Below are 15,785 nucleotides of genomic sequence, written 5' to 3'. Positions count from 1 at the left end.
CAGCGATGCGGGCTTTTTGTTTGTGAGAGTAAGTGCTCGCGATAGCGGTTTGACAGCCGCCTCATCCATGACTGAACACACCCAATCCCGATACCCGCGCTCCAACGCCGCCCAAGCTCCAATGCAAAAAGCCCCGAGCCCAAAAGCCGGGGCTTTGTCGTTCAGCCGATTTTCTTTTCAGGTCGCTGGTCGGCAAAAAACGGCTTGCCCCTCGCCACCCGATCAGACGCACGCGGCATGTTGGCCGCGGGTGCTTCCTGAGGATCGACGTACCAGTAGCAATGGCTCACCGCCCGAGTGATGCCGACATAGGCCAGGCGCAGGATTTCGTCCTTTTGCGCGCTGTCGTAGGGTTCGCTTTCGCCGTTCTTGCCCAGGCCGGCCATGCGGTAAACCTGATTTTTGTAAGGTGAGCTGGTCAGGTGCTGGCAATCGCCAAGCAGAAACACGGCATCGGCCTGTAGGCCTTTTGCGCTGTGATAAGTGAGTTGTTTGAGCCGTCGGGCTTCGTACGGCAAGCTCGAATCGACATTAATTACAGGCTGAATATGTTCTTGTATCAATAACTTATCGCTGCTTTTTCGATAAAGCATCAAGATTGAATGACCCTGCCGGTAATGCTCGGCGAGGCGCTGGCCCATGGCCTGATCATCGCGCTCCAACACATTGACCGGGTGCGGCGTCTTCGGCTCACCGCTGGCCTTGGCTTTCTTGCCCGCGATCGCCGGTGCTGCACGGACGATGTGTTCGGCAGCGTCGATGATGTACTGGTGGCTGCGGTAATTGTCGCTGAGCATCACTCGGGTGGTGCTCGGCGACGGGAACTCTTTGTTGAATTCCATGAAGTAACTCGGCGAACTGCCGCGCCAGCCATAAATGGATTGCCAGTCGTCCCCCACGCACAGCAGCGACGAGCGTTGCGCACCGCGGCCGACGTGCATGGCCGGGCCGCGGCTGCGGATTTCGCTGAGGCTGGCGCGGATCCAGGAGACGATTTGTGGTGAAACGTCTTGAAATTCGTCGATCATCAGGTGCGACAAAGGCCTGAGCAGTTCGTCGCTGAGCAGCTTGAGATTCTCCGACGAATGCTCGCTGAACAGCGCAAACATGCGGTTGTAAGTCATCACAGGAGGTTTCTGGTCCAGCAGGTGGTCTTCGAACGCCCGCCAGAACAGACTCAGTGCCTCAAAGAAAAATCGGTCCGGATCATCCTTGGCGAAGCTCATGCGCCCGACGGCATCCGGCACGTCCAGGCCCAGATTCTCGATAAAGCCTGCGGCCGCGACGAAACAGTCGAGCAATGGCGCCGAGGCCAGTTCTCCCTTGACCTTGTAATCGAAGCCGGGACCCGCACTGGCATCACCGGCCAGGGTCGCCAGAACCCGGCGAGAAGACTCGTAGCTATCTAACCAAATCAAAGGCTTACGGCAGAAAGCTTGAAACAGGGTGCGCTTGACCGCCCACTCTGCACGCAGGCTAAGCTTGGCGTTGGGTCGGCAGACCTGCGGGTTTTCCCGGGGATCGAAACCCAGCACCACCCAAGCGTCCAGACTGGGGATGTAACCATGGCAGTGGAAGGTCGAGCCATTGATGTCGAACGTCTGCCTATTCGGCTCGATGCCTTTGATCGGCCAGGCGCCCGCGCGAAACCAGAGGTCCTCGATCGCGTCGCACAGTTCCTCATCGCGCCTGGACGCCAGTTCGGTGACGGCCATGCGCTTCTGCACATCAGGATGGTCACGCTCCAGCTCCTTGAGCTGCAAACCGGCACGCGACAGCGGCTGAATCAACTGACGAAACCGCTCGTCCTCGGTGAATAAACGGTGGTAACAGGCATTGAGTTGCTGGCGCTGAGCATCGTTGATACGCAGGTCGAACGGATTGCTGTCCGCCTCTTCCTCACCTGCGAGCGAACGCTGGCTGAGATTTTCGAAAGCCTGCAAACGCTCGAATCCCGGCAAGCTGCGCACCATGGGCAAAATCCGCGAATGGAACGTGCGCACCAGCTCCCGCGCCTGCCTGAGGCTCAACGTCAATCCCCAAAGCGCAAACACTTCAATCAGTTTATCGATGAAGTCCTTGCGCGACTCGCGGGTGAAGGTGACCACGGTCATCGAATCCAGCTCAAAACCCAGGTAATGACTCAGCAGCAGAATGCGCAACACCAGCGTGGTCGACTTACCGGCACCCGCGCCGGCCACCACGGAAGTCGACGGCGTGTCGCTGAAAATCATCTTCCATTGCGCGGCGCTGGGCTGAGCGTGTCCGGGCAGCAAACGGCCGACATCCGCTTTCATGCGTTTTTTCAGTTCAGCCGTCAGCGGCAGGCGCCAGTCGTCGAACAAATGGTTATCAACACTGGGCGGCCGATGTTCGGTGCTGCGGCTGTCGCGGATCAACAGGACCTGACGCCCCTCTTCCAGCCCCTCGAGCTTACCCTCCTTGAAACCGTACTCGACGCCCGCCGTGTGACCGCTGCGAAACCCATCCGCCTGGCCGTGCAGCCAGGACGCACGGTGCTGGGCGCGCAGACGGGTCAGTCCGTGGCCGAAGAAGCGTGCGGCCAGACGCTTGAACCAAGGCATCTCGGCCAGTGGACGAAGTTCGGGGGGCAGTTCGGGGGGCAGTTCGGGGGTGTGTTGCGCCACGCTGACGGGCTCCAGTGTCTGAGGCTGTTGGCGGCTATGGTGTCTGTATTCGCCGGCAAGTTCTAGCGAAATGCTTACGGGTCATTGGTTTAGGTGACGAAGTGAAGGTGAGATAAGACCATTACCAGCGCCCAACTGATCAAAAAACCGGATCATCATGCCGCAGTTTTTACGCTTTTTATCGATGATTAACTGATAGATGATCGCCTCCATCAACCATGGGACACAGCCCATGGCGAACTTTTCGAGGCGACGAAGATGCTGGAACTCAGACCTTTCAACTCCCTGGGCGGTGCCCATCACGGCTGGCTGGATGCCCACCACCACTTTTCTTTCGCTGAGTACTACGACCCGAACCGCATGAGTTGGGGCAACCTGCGGGTGTGGAACGACGACATCATTGCCCCCGGCACTGGCTTCCCTCAGCATCCGCACCGCGACATGGAAATCATCACCTATGTCCGCGAAGGTGCGATTACCCATCAGGACAACCTGGGCAACAAAGGCCGAACCGAAGCGGGCGACGTGCAAGTGATGAGCGCTGGCACCGGCATCGCTCACAGCGAATACAACCTGGAAGACAAGCACACGAAAATCTTCCAGATCTGGATTCTTCCTACCGAAACCGGCGCACCGCCGTCATGGGGCGCGAAACCTTTCCCCAAGGGGCAGCGTGAAGGCTTCGTGACACTCGCCAGCGGCAAGGCTGGCGACGATCAAAGCCTGCGCATTCGCGCCAATGCTCGTTTGGTCGCGGCCAACGTCAAGGCTGGCGAAACCGCAGAGTATCGGCTCGATGAAGGTCGTCGCGCCTACCTGGTTCCGGCGACCGGCGTGATCGACGTCAACGGTTTACGCGCTCAGGCGCGCGATGGCGTGGCGGTGACCCATGAGCAGGTGCTGACAGTCACGGCCATCGAGGACAGCGAAATCGTGCTGGTGGATCTGGCGTAAAACGCAGGCAAAAAAGGGGCGACCTTGAGATCGCCCCTTTTTTTTGTGCTGTCACTGGCCGGAAATGGCGCCATCCACCAGTGTTTGCGCTTCTGCCACCAATTGCTTGAGGTGGTCCTCACCGACGAAGCTTTCGGCGTAGATCTTGTAGATGTCCTCGGTACCCGATGGACGCGCCGCGAACCAGCCGTTTTCAGTCATCACCTTCAGGCCTCCGATGGCCTGATCGTTGCCCGGCGCGTGACTGAGAATGCGCTGGATCGGCTCACCGGCCAGCTCGGTCGAGGTCACCTGCTCGGGCGACAGCTTGCTCAGCAGGGCTTTCTGCTGTGGGTTGGCCTTGGCGTCGACGCGAACCGAGAACGGCTCGCCCAGTTCATCGGTCAGCGCGCGGTAAGCCTGGCTTGGATCGCGACCGGTACGCGCGGTCATTTCGGCGGCGAGCAAGGCCGGAATCAGACCGTCCTTGTCGGTACTCCAGACACCGCCGTCCTTGCGCAGGAACGATGCGCCGGCGCTCTCTTCCCCACCAAAACCGAGCGAACCGTCAAACAGACCGTCAGCGAACCACTTGAAGCCGACCGGCACCTCGTACAGGCGACGCCCCAGACGCTTGGCAACGCGATCGATCAGGCCACTGCTGACCACGGTTTTACCCACCGCCGCATCGGCGCGCCATTGCTCACGGTTCTGGAACAGATAATCAATGGACACGGCCAGGTAATTGTTCGGCGCGAGCAAGCCACCGGATGGCGTAACGATGCCATGGCGATCGTGGTCAGGGTCGCAAGCGAACGCGACGTCGAAACGCTCTTTGAGGCCGATCAGACCTTGCATGGCATGGCTGGACGACGGGTCCATGCGGATCTGCCCGTCCCAGTCGACGGTCATGAAACGAAACGTCGAATCGACTTCTTTGTTCACCACATCAAGATCAAGACGATAGTGCTCGGCAATGGCGGACCAGTAGCGCACCCCTGCTCCGCCCAGCGGATCGACGCCCAGACGCAGTTTGGCGTCACGGATGGCGTCGAAATCGATGACGTTGATCAGGTCGGCAACGTAGGTGTTCAGGTAATCGTGACGATGGGTGGTGTTGGCCCTGAGTGCCTGCTCGTAACTGATGCGCTTTACACCCGCCAGTTTGTTGGCGAGCAATTCGTTGGCCTTGGCTTCGATCCACTTGGTGATGTGCGTATCAGCCGGACCGCCATTGGTCGGGTTGTATTTATAGCCACCGCTTTGTGGCGGGTTGTGCGACGGTGTAATGACGATACCGTCAGCCAGACCCGAGGTACGGCCACGGTTATAGCAAAGAATGGCGTGGGAGATAGCCGGCGTTGGCGTGTACTCATCGCCTTCGGCAATCATCACTGTGACACCGTTGGCGGCAAGCACTTCCAGCGCGCTCGCCCCGGCCGGGGTCGACAGTGCGTGCGTGTCGATACCGACGAACAGCGGACCGGTGATGCCCTGGGCTTCGCGGTACAGGCAAATCGCCTGGCTGATGGCCAGCACGTGCCATTCATTGAAACTCAAGTCGAAGGAGCTGCCCCGGTGGCCGGATGTACCGAACGCCACACGCTGGGTGGAAACCGATGCATCAGGCTGGCCGGTGTAATAGGCCGTAACCAGTCGCGGGATGTCGACCAACAAATCTGCCGGTGCCGGTTTGCCCGCAAAAGGACTGAGTGTCATGCAAAACCTCTGAAATCGAGTGGTTCAGGAAATACAGCGCAGTTTACTGGCAGTTTGACCGCGGGGCGATGGGATGTTTCCGAAGTGCGTCCGATGTTTTTTAACGTTATCCACGCTGGGACAAGCGCAAGGCATCGCCCAGCAAGCCGATGACAGTGCCCAGATCGCGCTCGCCATGCCCCAGCGAGCTCAAACGCAGGTAATCGCTGTGCAAACCCTCGAGACTGAACAGCGCTCCCGGCGCAACGATGATCTGCTGCCTGAGCAGACGATGAAACACACGTTCCATGTCCACCGGACGTAACGAACCCACCCAGACGGTCGCCCCACCCTGCGGTTCGACCATGTGCAGCGCGTCCACCAGGCGCTCGCGCAATAACTGGATCAACTGCGTGCGACGTTCCTTGAGCATTCGCCGCAGGACGGCCAGATGTTGATCCAGCCGTCCGCTTCCCAGCAGTCTGGCAATGGCTTTTTGGCGGATCGGCGACAGACGAAACGCACGCAGCAGAAAATGTCGCTGCAGCTCGCTGCGCCAGTGGCGCGATAGCACAAAACCGAACGGCGCCTCGGCACCCATGAATTTCTCGAATGTGGAAAACACCAGCAGGCGATCAGGATCAAGCCAGTCACGCAGACGCTGGCCGCTGCCCGATTCGTCGAGTTCGCTATAACAATCGTTCTCCAGCACCCAAGTGCCGTGGCAGCCCAGCAGATGGGCGATAGCCTGGCAGTTGGCCGCAGATAACAGATTGCCCTGAGGCATGCTCAGCGCGGATGACAACAGAACCAGCTTGACCGGTTCACGTTTGAGCAAGCCCTCCAGCGCCGTCAGATCCAGCGCACCCTCGGCCAGCACGGGCAGCTCGATGACCCGCACTTCGGCCGCATCCAGCAGGCGCAGGATTACCCAGTCGCAAGGCGACTCCACCACCACAGTCGCCTGACGCAATTGCAGTACCGAGATCAGGATTTCCAGTACGCCACGCAGGTCGGCGCCAACGTAAACGTCATCGGCATACCAGCAATTCGCCGTCGAGGTGGTATAGCGTGCGGCCAACACCGTGCGCAATTCCAGCTCGCCGCAGGGCTGCGCGATCGTTTGCAATTGTCTTGGATACTGACGCAAGAGTTCTCGCTCAAGCGTCAATAACGGGCTATCCAAAGGTTGCAGCGAAGCCGGCTCGTCGGCGCTCAACACACACATCCCCGGGCGGCGGGCGTTGACGTACACGGTTTCGAGCAGATCACTGCCACTGTCGGGCGTGTCTGTCGCCAACAGCGCTGGCGCGTAATAGCCCGACTTGGCGATTGAGTACACCCGGCCCTCTTTTTCCAGCAAGGAGTACGCGTACTGCACGGTCGAGATCGACACATTCAACCGGTCTGCCAATTGCCGCAATGAAGGCATGCGCACCGGCGCATGACTCCCCGCTTCTTCAATCAGCATCGTCAGATACCGGTAGACCGCCTGATAAACGAAGTCATTTTCCCGCGGCGCTTTCACAACGCCGGTTCCGTAAACACCGACGCAAGTCCTGACAATTGGCTCACACTCAGCTTTCCGTCGACCGTTCGACTGCCGGCACAGTCCCCGTCCCGCTCTGGCAACCATCGCGTGAGGCACTTTCGCGCACGGCCGAGATTTGCACCGGCCCCATTGCATAGAGACGTTCGATCAAGACGGTCGGCAATCCGCTGACGTCGGTCATCCACTTCAGAACTTGCTCCGGCGCCTGCAAGCCCTGCATTGCACGGTGCAGGTCCGGCATGGCGACCAGCATTCCCGGATGGCAATTGCGCAGGAACCGTTCAAGACCGGCACCAGCATCGATGAACGGCGCGAACAGCAGGCACGTCAGCTGCACTTCATTAAGATCGAAGCTCTTCAACAGATAACTTTCTGCCGCGTGCAAAGGGTCAGATGGCTGAACATTGCCAAGGCTTGCCAGCAACTGCTCGCAAACCGGCTCGGGCACCGACTCCTTACGCATCCTGACCAGCCGCGCCTCGAGGTAATCACTGACGCCCGCCTGATACGTCCGCCCCTCGATGAACTGTGCATGCAACCCGCGCAAATGCGCCGAAACCAACGGGTCCGCGAAGGGCTCGTCACAGGGGTAAAGCGTCAGGTCATCGGCATCGAACTCGAGAAAATCGCCAAGCAGCGGCCAGCGCTCCTCAGGCCCGCCGACGATCATGTCGTTGATGTCGATGAAGTGGGCACGCCGGCAGGTTTCAAATTGGCCTTCGGGACGCCATTGCGCACGTTCTTCCTCGATATTGAACCCACGGTAAAAGTCATTACCCAACCCGTCGAGCAGCGCGAACAGCATGTCGAATCCGGCGCCATCCGGCAGCGGACCGGCCAGCCCTACCCGCTGTACTGCACGATTCAAACCGTCGAGAAAGTGCTGCTGGCTGGCTGTCGATTCGGTACTGACCATGGCATCGACGCCGTTATTCCAACGGGCGATCTGGCCGTAATAATCGGCCGTTGCCAGGTAAGCGTCATCCCATAGTTCCAGCGTTTCAATCCAGTTGCGGCAATGGCCGACCAGCATCAGATTGATGCGGCTGGACTCGCGCCCCGCCTCGCTGATGGGCGCACGATGGTCGAACGGCAAAACCTCGCAGTGGTCCACCATCAGCAACTCGACCCGAGGATCGTCGTAAAGGAACAGCGCGCTGTAGCTGCGGTGCATGTTCTGCAAGGCCGCGGGACGTTCGCCATTCCAGCGTAGCGTTGCCACGCGCAGCTGGAAGGTCGCCGGGGCACGCCCAGCGATACTCAACTGCGCCGCCCGAAGCAAGGCCAGCGTGTAGCAGCTGTCGCGAGACCCGGACTGATTCACCAGCACCTTGAAATGCCCGATGTTATCCATGCCGCCAGCCGCTGCGACCAGGCGCTGGATCAATAACTGCAATGCAGTGCGTTCTGCGCGCGAGAAGAAACCCAGCAAGCGTTGTAACACTTGCTGATAGACATAGTTCATTGCCTGATCATGGATCGTGCTCATCAGTATTTACCCGGAATCGAAATTTCACGCCATGCGGACTGGAGTCTCTGCTGCATGGCAATTCATCAATAAGTAATAGACGCCCAAATGCTAACACTTACAAAGTTGTAGTCACTTGAAACACTTGAGCGCAGAAAAGCCCGAAAATCAGCCATCTCGCAGCTCTATCTATTTGTTTTTTAAGGTTTTTTTATATCGCGAAAATATCCTAGGAAACTTCCGACAAGGTCCGACACCAAATGAGTACAAGAAAAAGAGAAGCAGTTTCGGAATATGCCTACAGCAATTAAACAGAACCTGACAAAGCGAATAACGCTAGCCGTTTGATATTGCCGGAGACAAATTGAATGCACAGCCATGGCTCATTCCTTGAGATGAAAGTAATCACTCAATTATCAGGGCTTACATTGTGATTAGTAGATACAGATCAACAGGAAAAACCAGCTCAGTTGCTGAGCGGCGAGAAAATCCCGGATCAGAGAGGTGTGTATTTCAACGCGGCATAAACGCAAAAGAGTCCGTGGGGCCACGGACTCTGGTAGCCGGCGTTACGCCGGTTCGACTTGAAGGGCAACCCGCTCGCGGCAAGGGCATTCGTCCATGTAGCGGTGAGCTTCGACGAACTCGTTGAATGCGAACACGCGAGTCTTGAGCGGCAGCAACACACGATCAGCGGTCAACTGGTTGATGTCGCGCAGGGCACGTTGCAGGGCGACGTGATCCTGAGTGATGCCCAGTTCCGGCTTGCCAGTGAAGTTGCCGATGCAGTGCACAAAGAACTGGATGTTCTTCTGGAACGCTGCACACGCCGGGAATGGCGTCTGGTTACCACCCTGCAGGCCGTACAAGACGAGGCTGCCGCGCGGTGCGAGAACATCGCCAAGCAATGACATCTGCGGGCCGCCAAGGCCATCGAAGACTACATCGACGCCACGGTTGTCGGTGATCTTGTTGATGCGCATCAACAGATCTTCTTCCTCGGTGACAATCACCTTTTCCGCGCCGAGGGATAGCAGATACTCGCGCTCCTCCGCTGTTTTGGTCGCGGCAATGACCCGCACGCCCAGCGCCTTGCCCAACTGGACAAACGAGGGGCCGGCGCAATGACTCGCGTCGGTGACCAGGGCAAACTGCCCGGGCTTTACCCGCGCCAGATCGGCGTAGGCAAAGTAGGCGATCAACAGCGGCGTGTAATGCACGCTGGCTTCGATCGGGCTGAGTACATCCGGGTAACGGGTCAGCGCGGTACGCGGCAACACGATCGACTCGCCGTAAACCGGATAGTCGTTCGGGCTTTCGGCCGGGAAACTGGCGACTTTGTCACCGACGCTGAGGTCTTCGACATCGGCGCCGACGGCAGTGACCACCCCCGCCATTTCATGACCCAGGCCCGAAGGCAGCCGTGCCTGTGACGAGGCCAGGTTCTGACGCCATAAGGTGTCGTACCAGCTGATGCCGATCGCCTCGACACGCACCTGCACTTCGCCAGGACCTGGCTGAGCGGCCGCATGCTCTTCGCATTTGAGCACCTCGGCCGGACCAAACTTGTGAAAACGGATCGTGCGGGACATCGCAAACCTCGTCAAAGTAACCTCTAATGCCATGAACTCTATCTGGGCTTTTGACCCAAGACCATCAGTGGCTATTAATAGTCGACATGCCTGTCATTGATTCCGCAGCAGAAGCGGCACGGGCACAAACGCTGAAAAAACTGTGGTCGCCGTCTCGGTAAAGCTGAATTTTCCGGTGCAGAGTACCAGCCTTTCCCCGTAAGATTCATGCCGGCCATTGTTCTCATATGGCCGCTCTCGTCAAGCTTGATGACTCTGCCAGGACTCCAGATGAATCGTAATGACCTGCGTCGTGTCGACCTGAACCTGCTGATCGTGTTCGAAACATTGATGCACGAACGCAGTGTGACTCGGGCCGCGGAAAAGCTCTTCCTCGGTCAACCGGCCATCAGCGCGGCGCTTTCTCGCCTGCGCAGCCTGTTCGATGATCCGCTGTTCGTGCGCACCGGCCGGAGTATGGAACCGTCCGCCCGTGCGGTGGAAATCTTCGCCCTGCTCTCGCCTGCCCTCGATTCGATTTCCACCGCGGTCAGCCGCGCCGCGGATTTCGATCCGGCGACCAGCACCTCGGTGTTCCGCATCGGCCTGTCCGATGACGTCGAGTTCGCCTTGCTGCCGATGCTGCTCAAACGTCTGCGCGCCGAAGCGCCGGGCATCGTCCTCGTCGTGCGGCGGGTCAATTACATATTGATGCCGGGCCTGCTGGCCTCCGGCGAGATCTCCATCGGCGTCAGCTACACCACCGACCTGCCGGCCAACGCCAAACGCAAAGTCTTGCGCCGCAGCGCCCCGAAACTGCTGCGCGCCGACACCGTCCCCGGCCCCTTGAGCCTGGACGACTACTGCGCCCGGCCGCATGCACTGGTGTCCTTCGCCGGCGATCTCAGTGGTTTTGTCGATGAAGAACTGGAAAAGCTCGGACGCAAACGGCACGTCGTGCTGGCGGTGCCACAGTTCAACGGGTTGGGGACACTGCTGGCGGGCACAGACATCGTCGCGACTGTCCCGGATTACACAGCAGAAGCCCTGACCGCGGCTGGCGGTCTGCGCGCCGAGGATCCACCGCTGCCCACGCGCACCTTCGAACTGCACATGGCATGGCGCGGCTCGCAGGATAACGATCCGGGCGAGCGTTGGTTGCGGTCGCGGATTCAGATGTTTTTCGGCGACCCTGAGAGTCTTTAGGCGTCGCCGGATGGGCTGTTTATCTGATCATTTCTGACTTTCAACAAACCATGGAGCTCCATTCACTTCCAGTGGATTGCTACTTGGGGGCACATTTGAGGGCATGCTTTGGATGGTTTGAAAAGGATGCCCCCAGCCTTAGGCCAAGTGGGCTATTGATGAGGATGGATGCACTGAGGGAGATATGAACCCTCGGCCCTACCCCGTATCAATGGCCGAGCCGTAGTGAGCCCATCACCCACCACGCTGGACAAATGCGTGCAAAAGTAAAAAATTATGATGGCATAATGCCTCGGCAACCGGCAAAATCCACACGTTCCCAACGGATTTGAAGGACCGCTTCCGATGACATGGCCAGTCACGCTGAAACTCGACAGCGCAGCCTACCCGCTCAGCGTGGTGCAACGCGCCGCTTACTCCCTGGCCGACACTGTCGCGATCCAAGTCGGTATTGAAGCCAATCAGATAAGCCTCACGGCCCACCCCGCTGAAGCAAGGCTAACGCTTTCCCCGGAGCAGGCTCACTCGCTGATCCTCCAGCATCTGAACGACTTCGCCCTACGCGACCATATCAACCGCGAAACAGCAGGGTTGCGCGAAGTCCTGGCTCGAGCCGCGCTCGCTGGATGTGGGATTTCGCAGTGACACTGATCGCGACAGACGCCAAGCACTACCGCTTGCTGCCTTTTCGATTCATGCGCATGAACACGGGACATCACCGTGACATCCTGCTCACCTCCGATACCGGTGAGTACATGCACGTGAACGACGCGCAATTACGAGCCCTCAGTTACTTCGACGTTCAAGCAAGTACGCCTTTTTACAAGGACCTGCTGGCCCGCCACTTCATCTACGAACCAGGCCGCCACGACCCGTTCCCGGAAATGGCCGCGCAGTATCGCAGCCGCAAGGACTTCCTCTTCCAGGGCCCTGCACTGCACTTGTTCGTGGTTACATTGCGCTGCAACCACACCTGCCAGTACTGCCAGGTGTCGCGGGCCCCTCTGGGAGGAGCCGGCCACGACCTGTCGGAAGCGGATGCACAGGCGGCGGTCGATCGCCTGTTCGAATCGAACGCTCCCGCCCTGACTGTGGAGTTTCAGGGTGGCGAGCCGCTTCTAGCCTTCGAGCGCGTCCGCCAGATTGTCGAATGGGTCGTTGACCGGAACGTGGTCGAACAACGGGATATCCAGTTCGTCATCACCACCACGCTACACCACCTGACGGAGGAAATACTCGACTTCGCAGAACAAAATCGCATCCAGTTTTCAACCTCGCTCGATGGGCCGGCGCCCTTGCACAATGCCAACCGCCCTACCCCGTCACGAGACTCCTACGAACGCACTGTAAAAGGCATCCAGTGGGTCCGTGAGCGCCTTGGCCATGATGCAGTTTCCGCGCTGACCACGCTGACTTCAAGAAGCCTCGAACAACCTGAAGCGATCATCGATGAGTATGTAAACCAGGGCTTCTCCAGCATCTCGCTTCGGCCTCTGAGCCCTTATGGGTTTGCCACCAAGAGTGCCCATCGACTTGATTACCCTATTGAGCGATACCTTGCCTTCTACAAGAGGGCACTGGCCTATTTGCTGCATGTCAACCAACAGGGCGTATACCTCTCAGAGAGTTATACGAGCCTGTTGCTGAAGAATATCCTGACACCCTTCTCCTCCGGCTATGTAGACCTGCGCTCCCCTGCTGGCGCAGGCACTGCGGCGCTGGTTTACAACTATGACGGTTACGTCTATCCCTCGGACGAAGCCCGAATGTTGCTGGAGATGGGTGAAGACGGCTTGAGGCTCGGCACCGTGCAGCAACCTTTGTCTGAATTACTCGCATCGCCCGTTATGAATGCGTTGCTCGCCAGTGGTGTAGCAGAGGCGCTGCCGGGCTGCTCCGACTGCGCACTTGTCCCGTACTGTGGTGCTGACCCCGTCGAACACTATGCCCGCCAAGGTGACCCGATCGGACACCGAGTGTTCAGCAGCTTCTGCGAGAAGAACATGGGGCTGCTGAAGCATCTTTTCGGCCTGCTTTGCGATGGCGACGACAACGTGCAGAGGGTACTGCTGGCTTGGTTGAACAGGCGCTCTTACAACGATGTCCGGTTTCCGGGTTATAGGGGCTGATGGCGATGCTTCGCAAAGAGACCCACTTCGAAATCCATCACCTGAATGAGCCGAAACTGCTGAAGGTCATTACTCTAGATGAGTTCATCGAACAAGGCCTGGCTGTTTGTGGGGGAAGCGCTGAATTCGGTGACCTGCTGCTTTGGCTGCCAAACGAAGAACGGCTACGGAGCCCGCATCTGCTCTCATTACCAGTAGGTGGATTCCTGATCCCGGAGCCATTGATCGGCGACTTCGACAGCGCGCGGCCACACCTGCACACGCCTAAAGATGCGGATGTCGTGCAGCCCGGAGATGTCATTGCCATCACACCAGAGAACGCGATGGTGCGAGTGCTCTATCGACGAGGCTCAGATAGCAACCTGCTGTTCATGACTGATCGTTGCAACAGCCTCTGCCTGATGTGCTCGCAGCCGCCCAAAGATATCGATGACCGTTGGCACATCGAGGAGAACCTACGGCTGATCGACCTGATGGACCCGGGCGAGGAAAATCTGGGAATCAGCGGCGGAGAACCCACGCTTTATCGCGACGGCCTGCTCGAAATCCTGGCCAAGTGCAAAGCCGTTTTGCCGCAGAAATCCATTCATGTGCTCAGCAACGGGCGTCTGTTCCAAGACCCGAGCTGGATCGCAGCGCTCTCTGCCATCGGCCACCCTCAGTTGAGCTGGGGCATCCCGCTGTATGCCGACAATGCCGAAGACCATGACCATGTGGTGCAGGCTCCAGGCGCGTTCAGCGAAACGCTGCAAGGTCTTTACAACCTGGCGCGCGCCAACCAGATCATCGAGATACGCGTGGTACTCAATCGCCTGACCACGCCACGTTTGCCAGAGCTCGCCCACTACGTGTTCAGGAACCTGCCCTTCGTGCGGCATGTTGCGCTAATGGGTATCGAAAGTACCGGCCTGGCCAGGAAGAACTACGAAGAACTGTGGATTGACCCGCTGGACTATCAGGAGTCGTTGAGCCAGGCCGTGTATTTCCTGTTCAACCGCGGAGTGCCGGTTTCGATCTATAACTTGCCCCTGTGCCTCATCCCCGCCCACCTCTCGCGTTTCGCCCGCCAGAGCATCTCGGACTGGAAGAACCTGTTCATCGATACCTGCCAGCAATGCGCTGCCGTCGAACATTGCTCTGGCTTCTTCAAATCCCATACTGACCGCTGGCAGAGCCGCGGCGTACAACTACTATCGACCGAGGCCTTTAGCGCCTATGCAAGGAGTGCACATTGAAATTGCTCGACCGCTGGAAAGTCCTGATCAGTGGGATCAGCTTGCTGCCAATGGCTGGTACTACCCTGGCACAGGCGGGCCATCTGTCGCTCGCCGATGCGAACTGGCAACCCAACGACAAGCTACAGCCCCCAGTATTTGCCGATACGCTCAATGCGCCAGACACCGTCAATATCTATGCGGCACATCGCTCGCACAGTTCTCACCGGTCCCACAGTTCGCACAGTTCTCATTACAGCGGCTCGGGTGGCTATAGCGCACCTCGCTACTACAGCCCACCCGCTACCAGCACCCGAAGCTACAGCGCGCCGAGTGCTTCGAGCAGCACCTCAAGTGGCAACAGCCTTTATCAGTCGTCTGGCACTACCAGCGGGACAAGTTCAAGCACTTCAAAAAGCCGCGCGACCAATGAACAGAAAAGCAACTTGGTCACCCGTGTGCAGACGGCGCTCATGGTCCGCCAGTATTACCAAGGCACCATTGATGGTGTGATGGGCAAAGCGACACGTGGTGCTTTGATGGCCTTTCAGATGGACAGTGGGCTGACCGTGAATGGCCGGATGGATACGCCATCGCTGAATGCGTTGGGTATCAAGATTCCATAAGTCGATTTAGGCTAAAGCTGCGCTTACTAATGAGCAATACGTACGGATACAGAAATGGCAAGGATTGACCTGAAAGTCCCCTTCTCAGAAAAAGATGAAGCGAAATCACTCGGTGCCAGATGGGACCCAAGCCTGAAGACTTGGTACATCCCCGAGGGGGTCGACATCGCCCCCTTGGCTCAATGGCTGCCCGTAACAGAACACGCAGACTTGGAGCACGGACCTGAATTTTGTGTAAGAGCACCGTATTACTACGTCATGGAGTCCGTATCCGACTGCTGGGGCTGCTCTAATTTGACCCGCGTGTTTTCATTCAAGCTGCCCGAGCAACACGAAGAGTTCGATTACTACGAGGATGAGGACGAAGATTTCGCGCTCACAAGCAACCTCGGCGAATGGAAGTGCCATGGGTATCGCGGAACAGTCTCCAACATCGCCAGCCTCTCTCCCTTGGTCACGAAGCAGATCCATCACTTCACCAACAAGTTCAAGCAGGCCTACAGCAAAACGGTAGGCAGCCGTTACCTGATGAATCACTGCGAAAACTGCGGAGCCAAGCTCGGCGATTTCTTCATGCACAGCGAACCTGGTGGAGCTTTCTTCCCAACCTCACCACAAGAAGCTCAGCGGATGACTCTTATAAGAATCAACGAGCGGTTCGACGCCAACTGCAGCGTCGGCTTTGCATCCGAAGATTTTTTCGACTGGATGCAGGTTCGCGAAGAACCCTAATTACCCTA

12 protein-coding genes are annotated in these 15,785 nt (G+C 58.2%); 7 read left to right on the top strand and 5 right to left on the bottom strand.

The window, feature by feature from the left end; genetic code table 11:
• Positions 1 to 161: 161 nt before the first annotated feature.
• Positions 162 to 2,648: a UvrD-helicase domain-containing protein gene (locus tag HU739_RS03955; RefSeq protein ID WP_186548374.1), complete on the bottom strand. Its 2,487-nt coding sequence runs from the start codon at positions 2,646 to 2,648 to the stop codon at positions 162 to 164.
• Positions 2,649 to 2,906: 258 nt separating this feature from the next.
• On the opposite strand from HU739_RS03955, the gene HU739_RS03950 reads away from it, so the two are divergent.
• Entirely contained in the window at positions 2,907 to 3,602 is a 696-nt protein-coding gene (locus HU739_RS03950) for a pirin family protein (RefSeq protein WP_186548376.1), read from the top strand.
• Between the two features lie 51 nt (positions 3,603 to 3,653).
• On the opposite strand, the gene pgm is transcribed toward HU739_RS03950, so the two are convergent.
• The 4 genes from pgm to HU739_RS03930 form a co-directional block, all read right to left on the bottom strand.
• Positions 3,654 to 5,300 (bottom strand): phosphoglucomutase (alpha-D-glucose-1,6-bisphosphate-dependent), encoded by a 1,647-nt coding sequence (gene pgm / locus HU739_RS03945; RefSeq protein ID WP_186548378.1) that lies wholly within the window; start codon positions 5,298 to 5,300, stop codon positions 3,654 to 3,656.
• 106 nt (positions 5,301 to 5,406) lie between these two features.
• Positions 5,407 to 6,807, bottom strand: coding sequence for an aminotransferase-like domain-containing protein (locus HU739_RS03940; RefSeq protein ID WP_186548380.1), 1,401 nt, complete (start codon positions 6,805 to 6,807; stop codon positions 5,407 to 5,409).
• Between the two features lie 49 nt (positions 6,808 to 6,856).
• Positions 6,857 to 8,320 carry a hypothetical protein gene (locus tag HU739_RS03935; protein ID WP_186548382.1) on the bottom strand — a complete coding sequence of 488 codons (1,464 nt, stop codon included), beginning with the start codon at positions 8,318 to 8,320 and terminating at the stop codon, positions 6,857 to 6,859.
• Positions 8,321 to 8,868: 548 nt separating this feature from the next.
• Entirely contained in the window at positions 8,869 to 9,891 is a 1,023-nt protein-coding gene (locus HU739_RS03930; protein WP_186548384.1) for a zinc-dependent alcohol dehydrogenase family protein, read from the bottom strand.
• Between the two features lie 270 nt (positions 9,892 to 10,161).
• Between HU739_RS03930 and HU739_RS03925 the strand changes: the two genes are divergently transcribed.
• From HU739_RS03925 to HU739_RS03900, 6 genes are all read left to right on the top strand, one after another.
• Positions 10,162 to 11,076, top strand: a complete 915-nt coding sequence (locus HU739_RS03925) for a LysR family transcriptional regulator (protein WP_125916349.1) — start codon at positions 10,162 to 10,164, stop codon at positions 11,074 to 11,076.
• Between the two features lie 345 nt (positions 11,077 to 11,421).
• A complete protein-coding gene (gene hxsD / locus HU739_RS03920; RefSeq protein ID WP_161871905.1) occupies positions 11,422 to 11,721 on the top strand; it encodes a His-Xaa-Ser system protein HxsD in 300 nt (99 codons plus the stop codon).
• Complete coding sequence (hxsB, locus tag HU739_RS03915; RefSeq protein ID WP_186548386.1) at positions 11,718 to 13,205, top strand: His-Xaa-Ser system radical SAM maturase HxsB; 1,488 nt, start codon at positions 11,718 to 11,720, stop codon at positions 13,203 to 13,205. Before hxsD ends, hxsB begins: the two co-directional genes overlap by 4 nt.
• Positions 13,205 to 14,440 carry a His-Xaa-Ser system radical SAM maturase HxsC gene (gene hxsC, locus HU739_RS03910; protein WP_186548388.1) on the top strand — a complete coding sequence of 412 codons (1,236 nt, stop codon included), beginning with the start codon at positions 13,205 to 13,207 and terminating at the stop codon, positions 14,438 to 14,440. The genes hxsB and hxsC overlap by 1 nt, the downstream gene beginning before the upstream one ends.
• Complete coding sequence (gene hxsA, locus HU739_RS03905; protein ID WP_186548390.1) at positions 14,437 to 15,045, top strand: His-Xaa-Ser repeat protein HxsA; 609 nt, start codon at positions 14,437 to 14,439, stop codon at positions 15,043 to 15,045. The genes hxsC and hxsA overlap by 4 nt, the downstream gene beginning before the upstream one ends.
• Positions 15,046 to 15,099: 54 nt before the next feature.
• On the top strand, positions 15,100 to 15,777 hold the full coding sequence (locus HU739_RS03900) for a DUF5710 domain-containing protein (protein WP_186548392.1): 678 nt from the start codon (positions 15,100 to 15,102) through the stop codon (positions 15,775 to 15,777).
• Positions 15,778 to 15,785: the final 8 nt, after the last annotated feature.

It is taken from the genome of Pseudomonas hamedanensis (genome assembly GCF_014268595.2).
In the GTDB taxonomy this organism is placed as follows: domain Bacteria; phylum Pseudomonadota; class Gammaproteobacteria; order Pseudomonadales; family Pseudomonadaceae; genus Aquipseudomonas; species Aquipseudomonas hamedanensis.
The sequence above is the reverse complement of the archived record's forward strand: the minus strand, read 5'-3'. Positions and strand labels throughout refer to the sequence as shown.

Coding starts and splice junctions, on each gene's coding strand:
- hxsD (WP_161871905.1), top strand. CDS start 11,422: ATGACATGGCCAGTCACGCTGAAACTCGACAGCGCAGCCTACCCGCTC.
- hxsC (WP_186548388.1), top strand. CDS start 13,205: ATGGCGATGCTTCGCAAAGAGACCCACTTCGAAATCCATCACCTGAAT.
- HU739_RS03935 (WP_186548382.1), bottom strand. CDS start 8,320: ATGAGCACGATCCATGATCAGGCAATGAACTATGTCTATCAGCAAGTG.
- pgm (WP_186548378.1), bottom strand. CDS start 5,300: ATGACACTCAGTCCTTTTGCGGGCAAACCGGCACCGGCAGATTTGTTG.
- HU739_RS03900 (WP_186548392.1), top strand. CDS start 15,100: ATGGCAAGGATTGACCTGAAAGTCCCCTTCTCAGAAAAAGATGAAGCG.
- HU739_RS03950 (WP_186548376.1), top strand. CDS start 2,907: ATGCTGGAACTCAGACCTTTCAACTCCCTGGGCGGTGCCCATCACGGC.
- HU739_RS03925 (WP_125916349.1), top strand. CDS start 10,162: ATGAATCGTAATGACCTGCGTCGTGTCGACCTGAACCTGCTGATCGTG.
- HU739_RS03930 (WP_186548384.1), bottom strand. CDS start 9,891: ATGTCCCGCACGATCCGTTTTCACAAGTTTGGTCCGGCCGAGGTGCTC.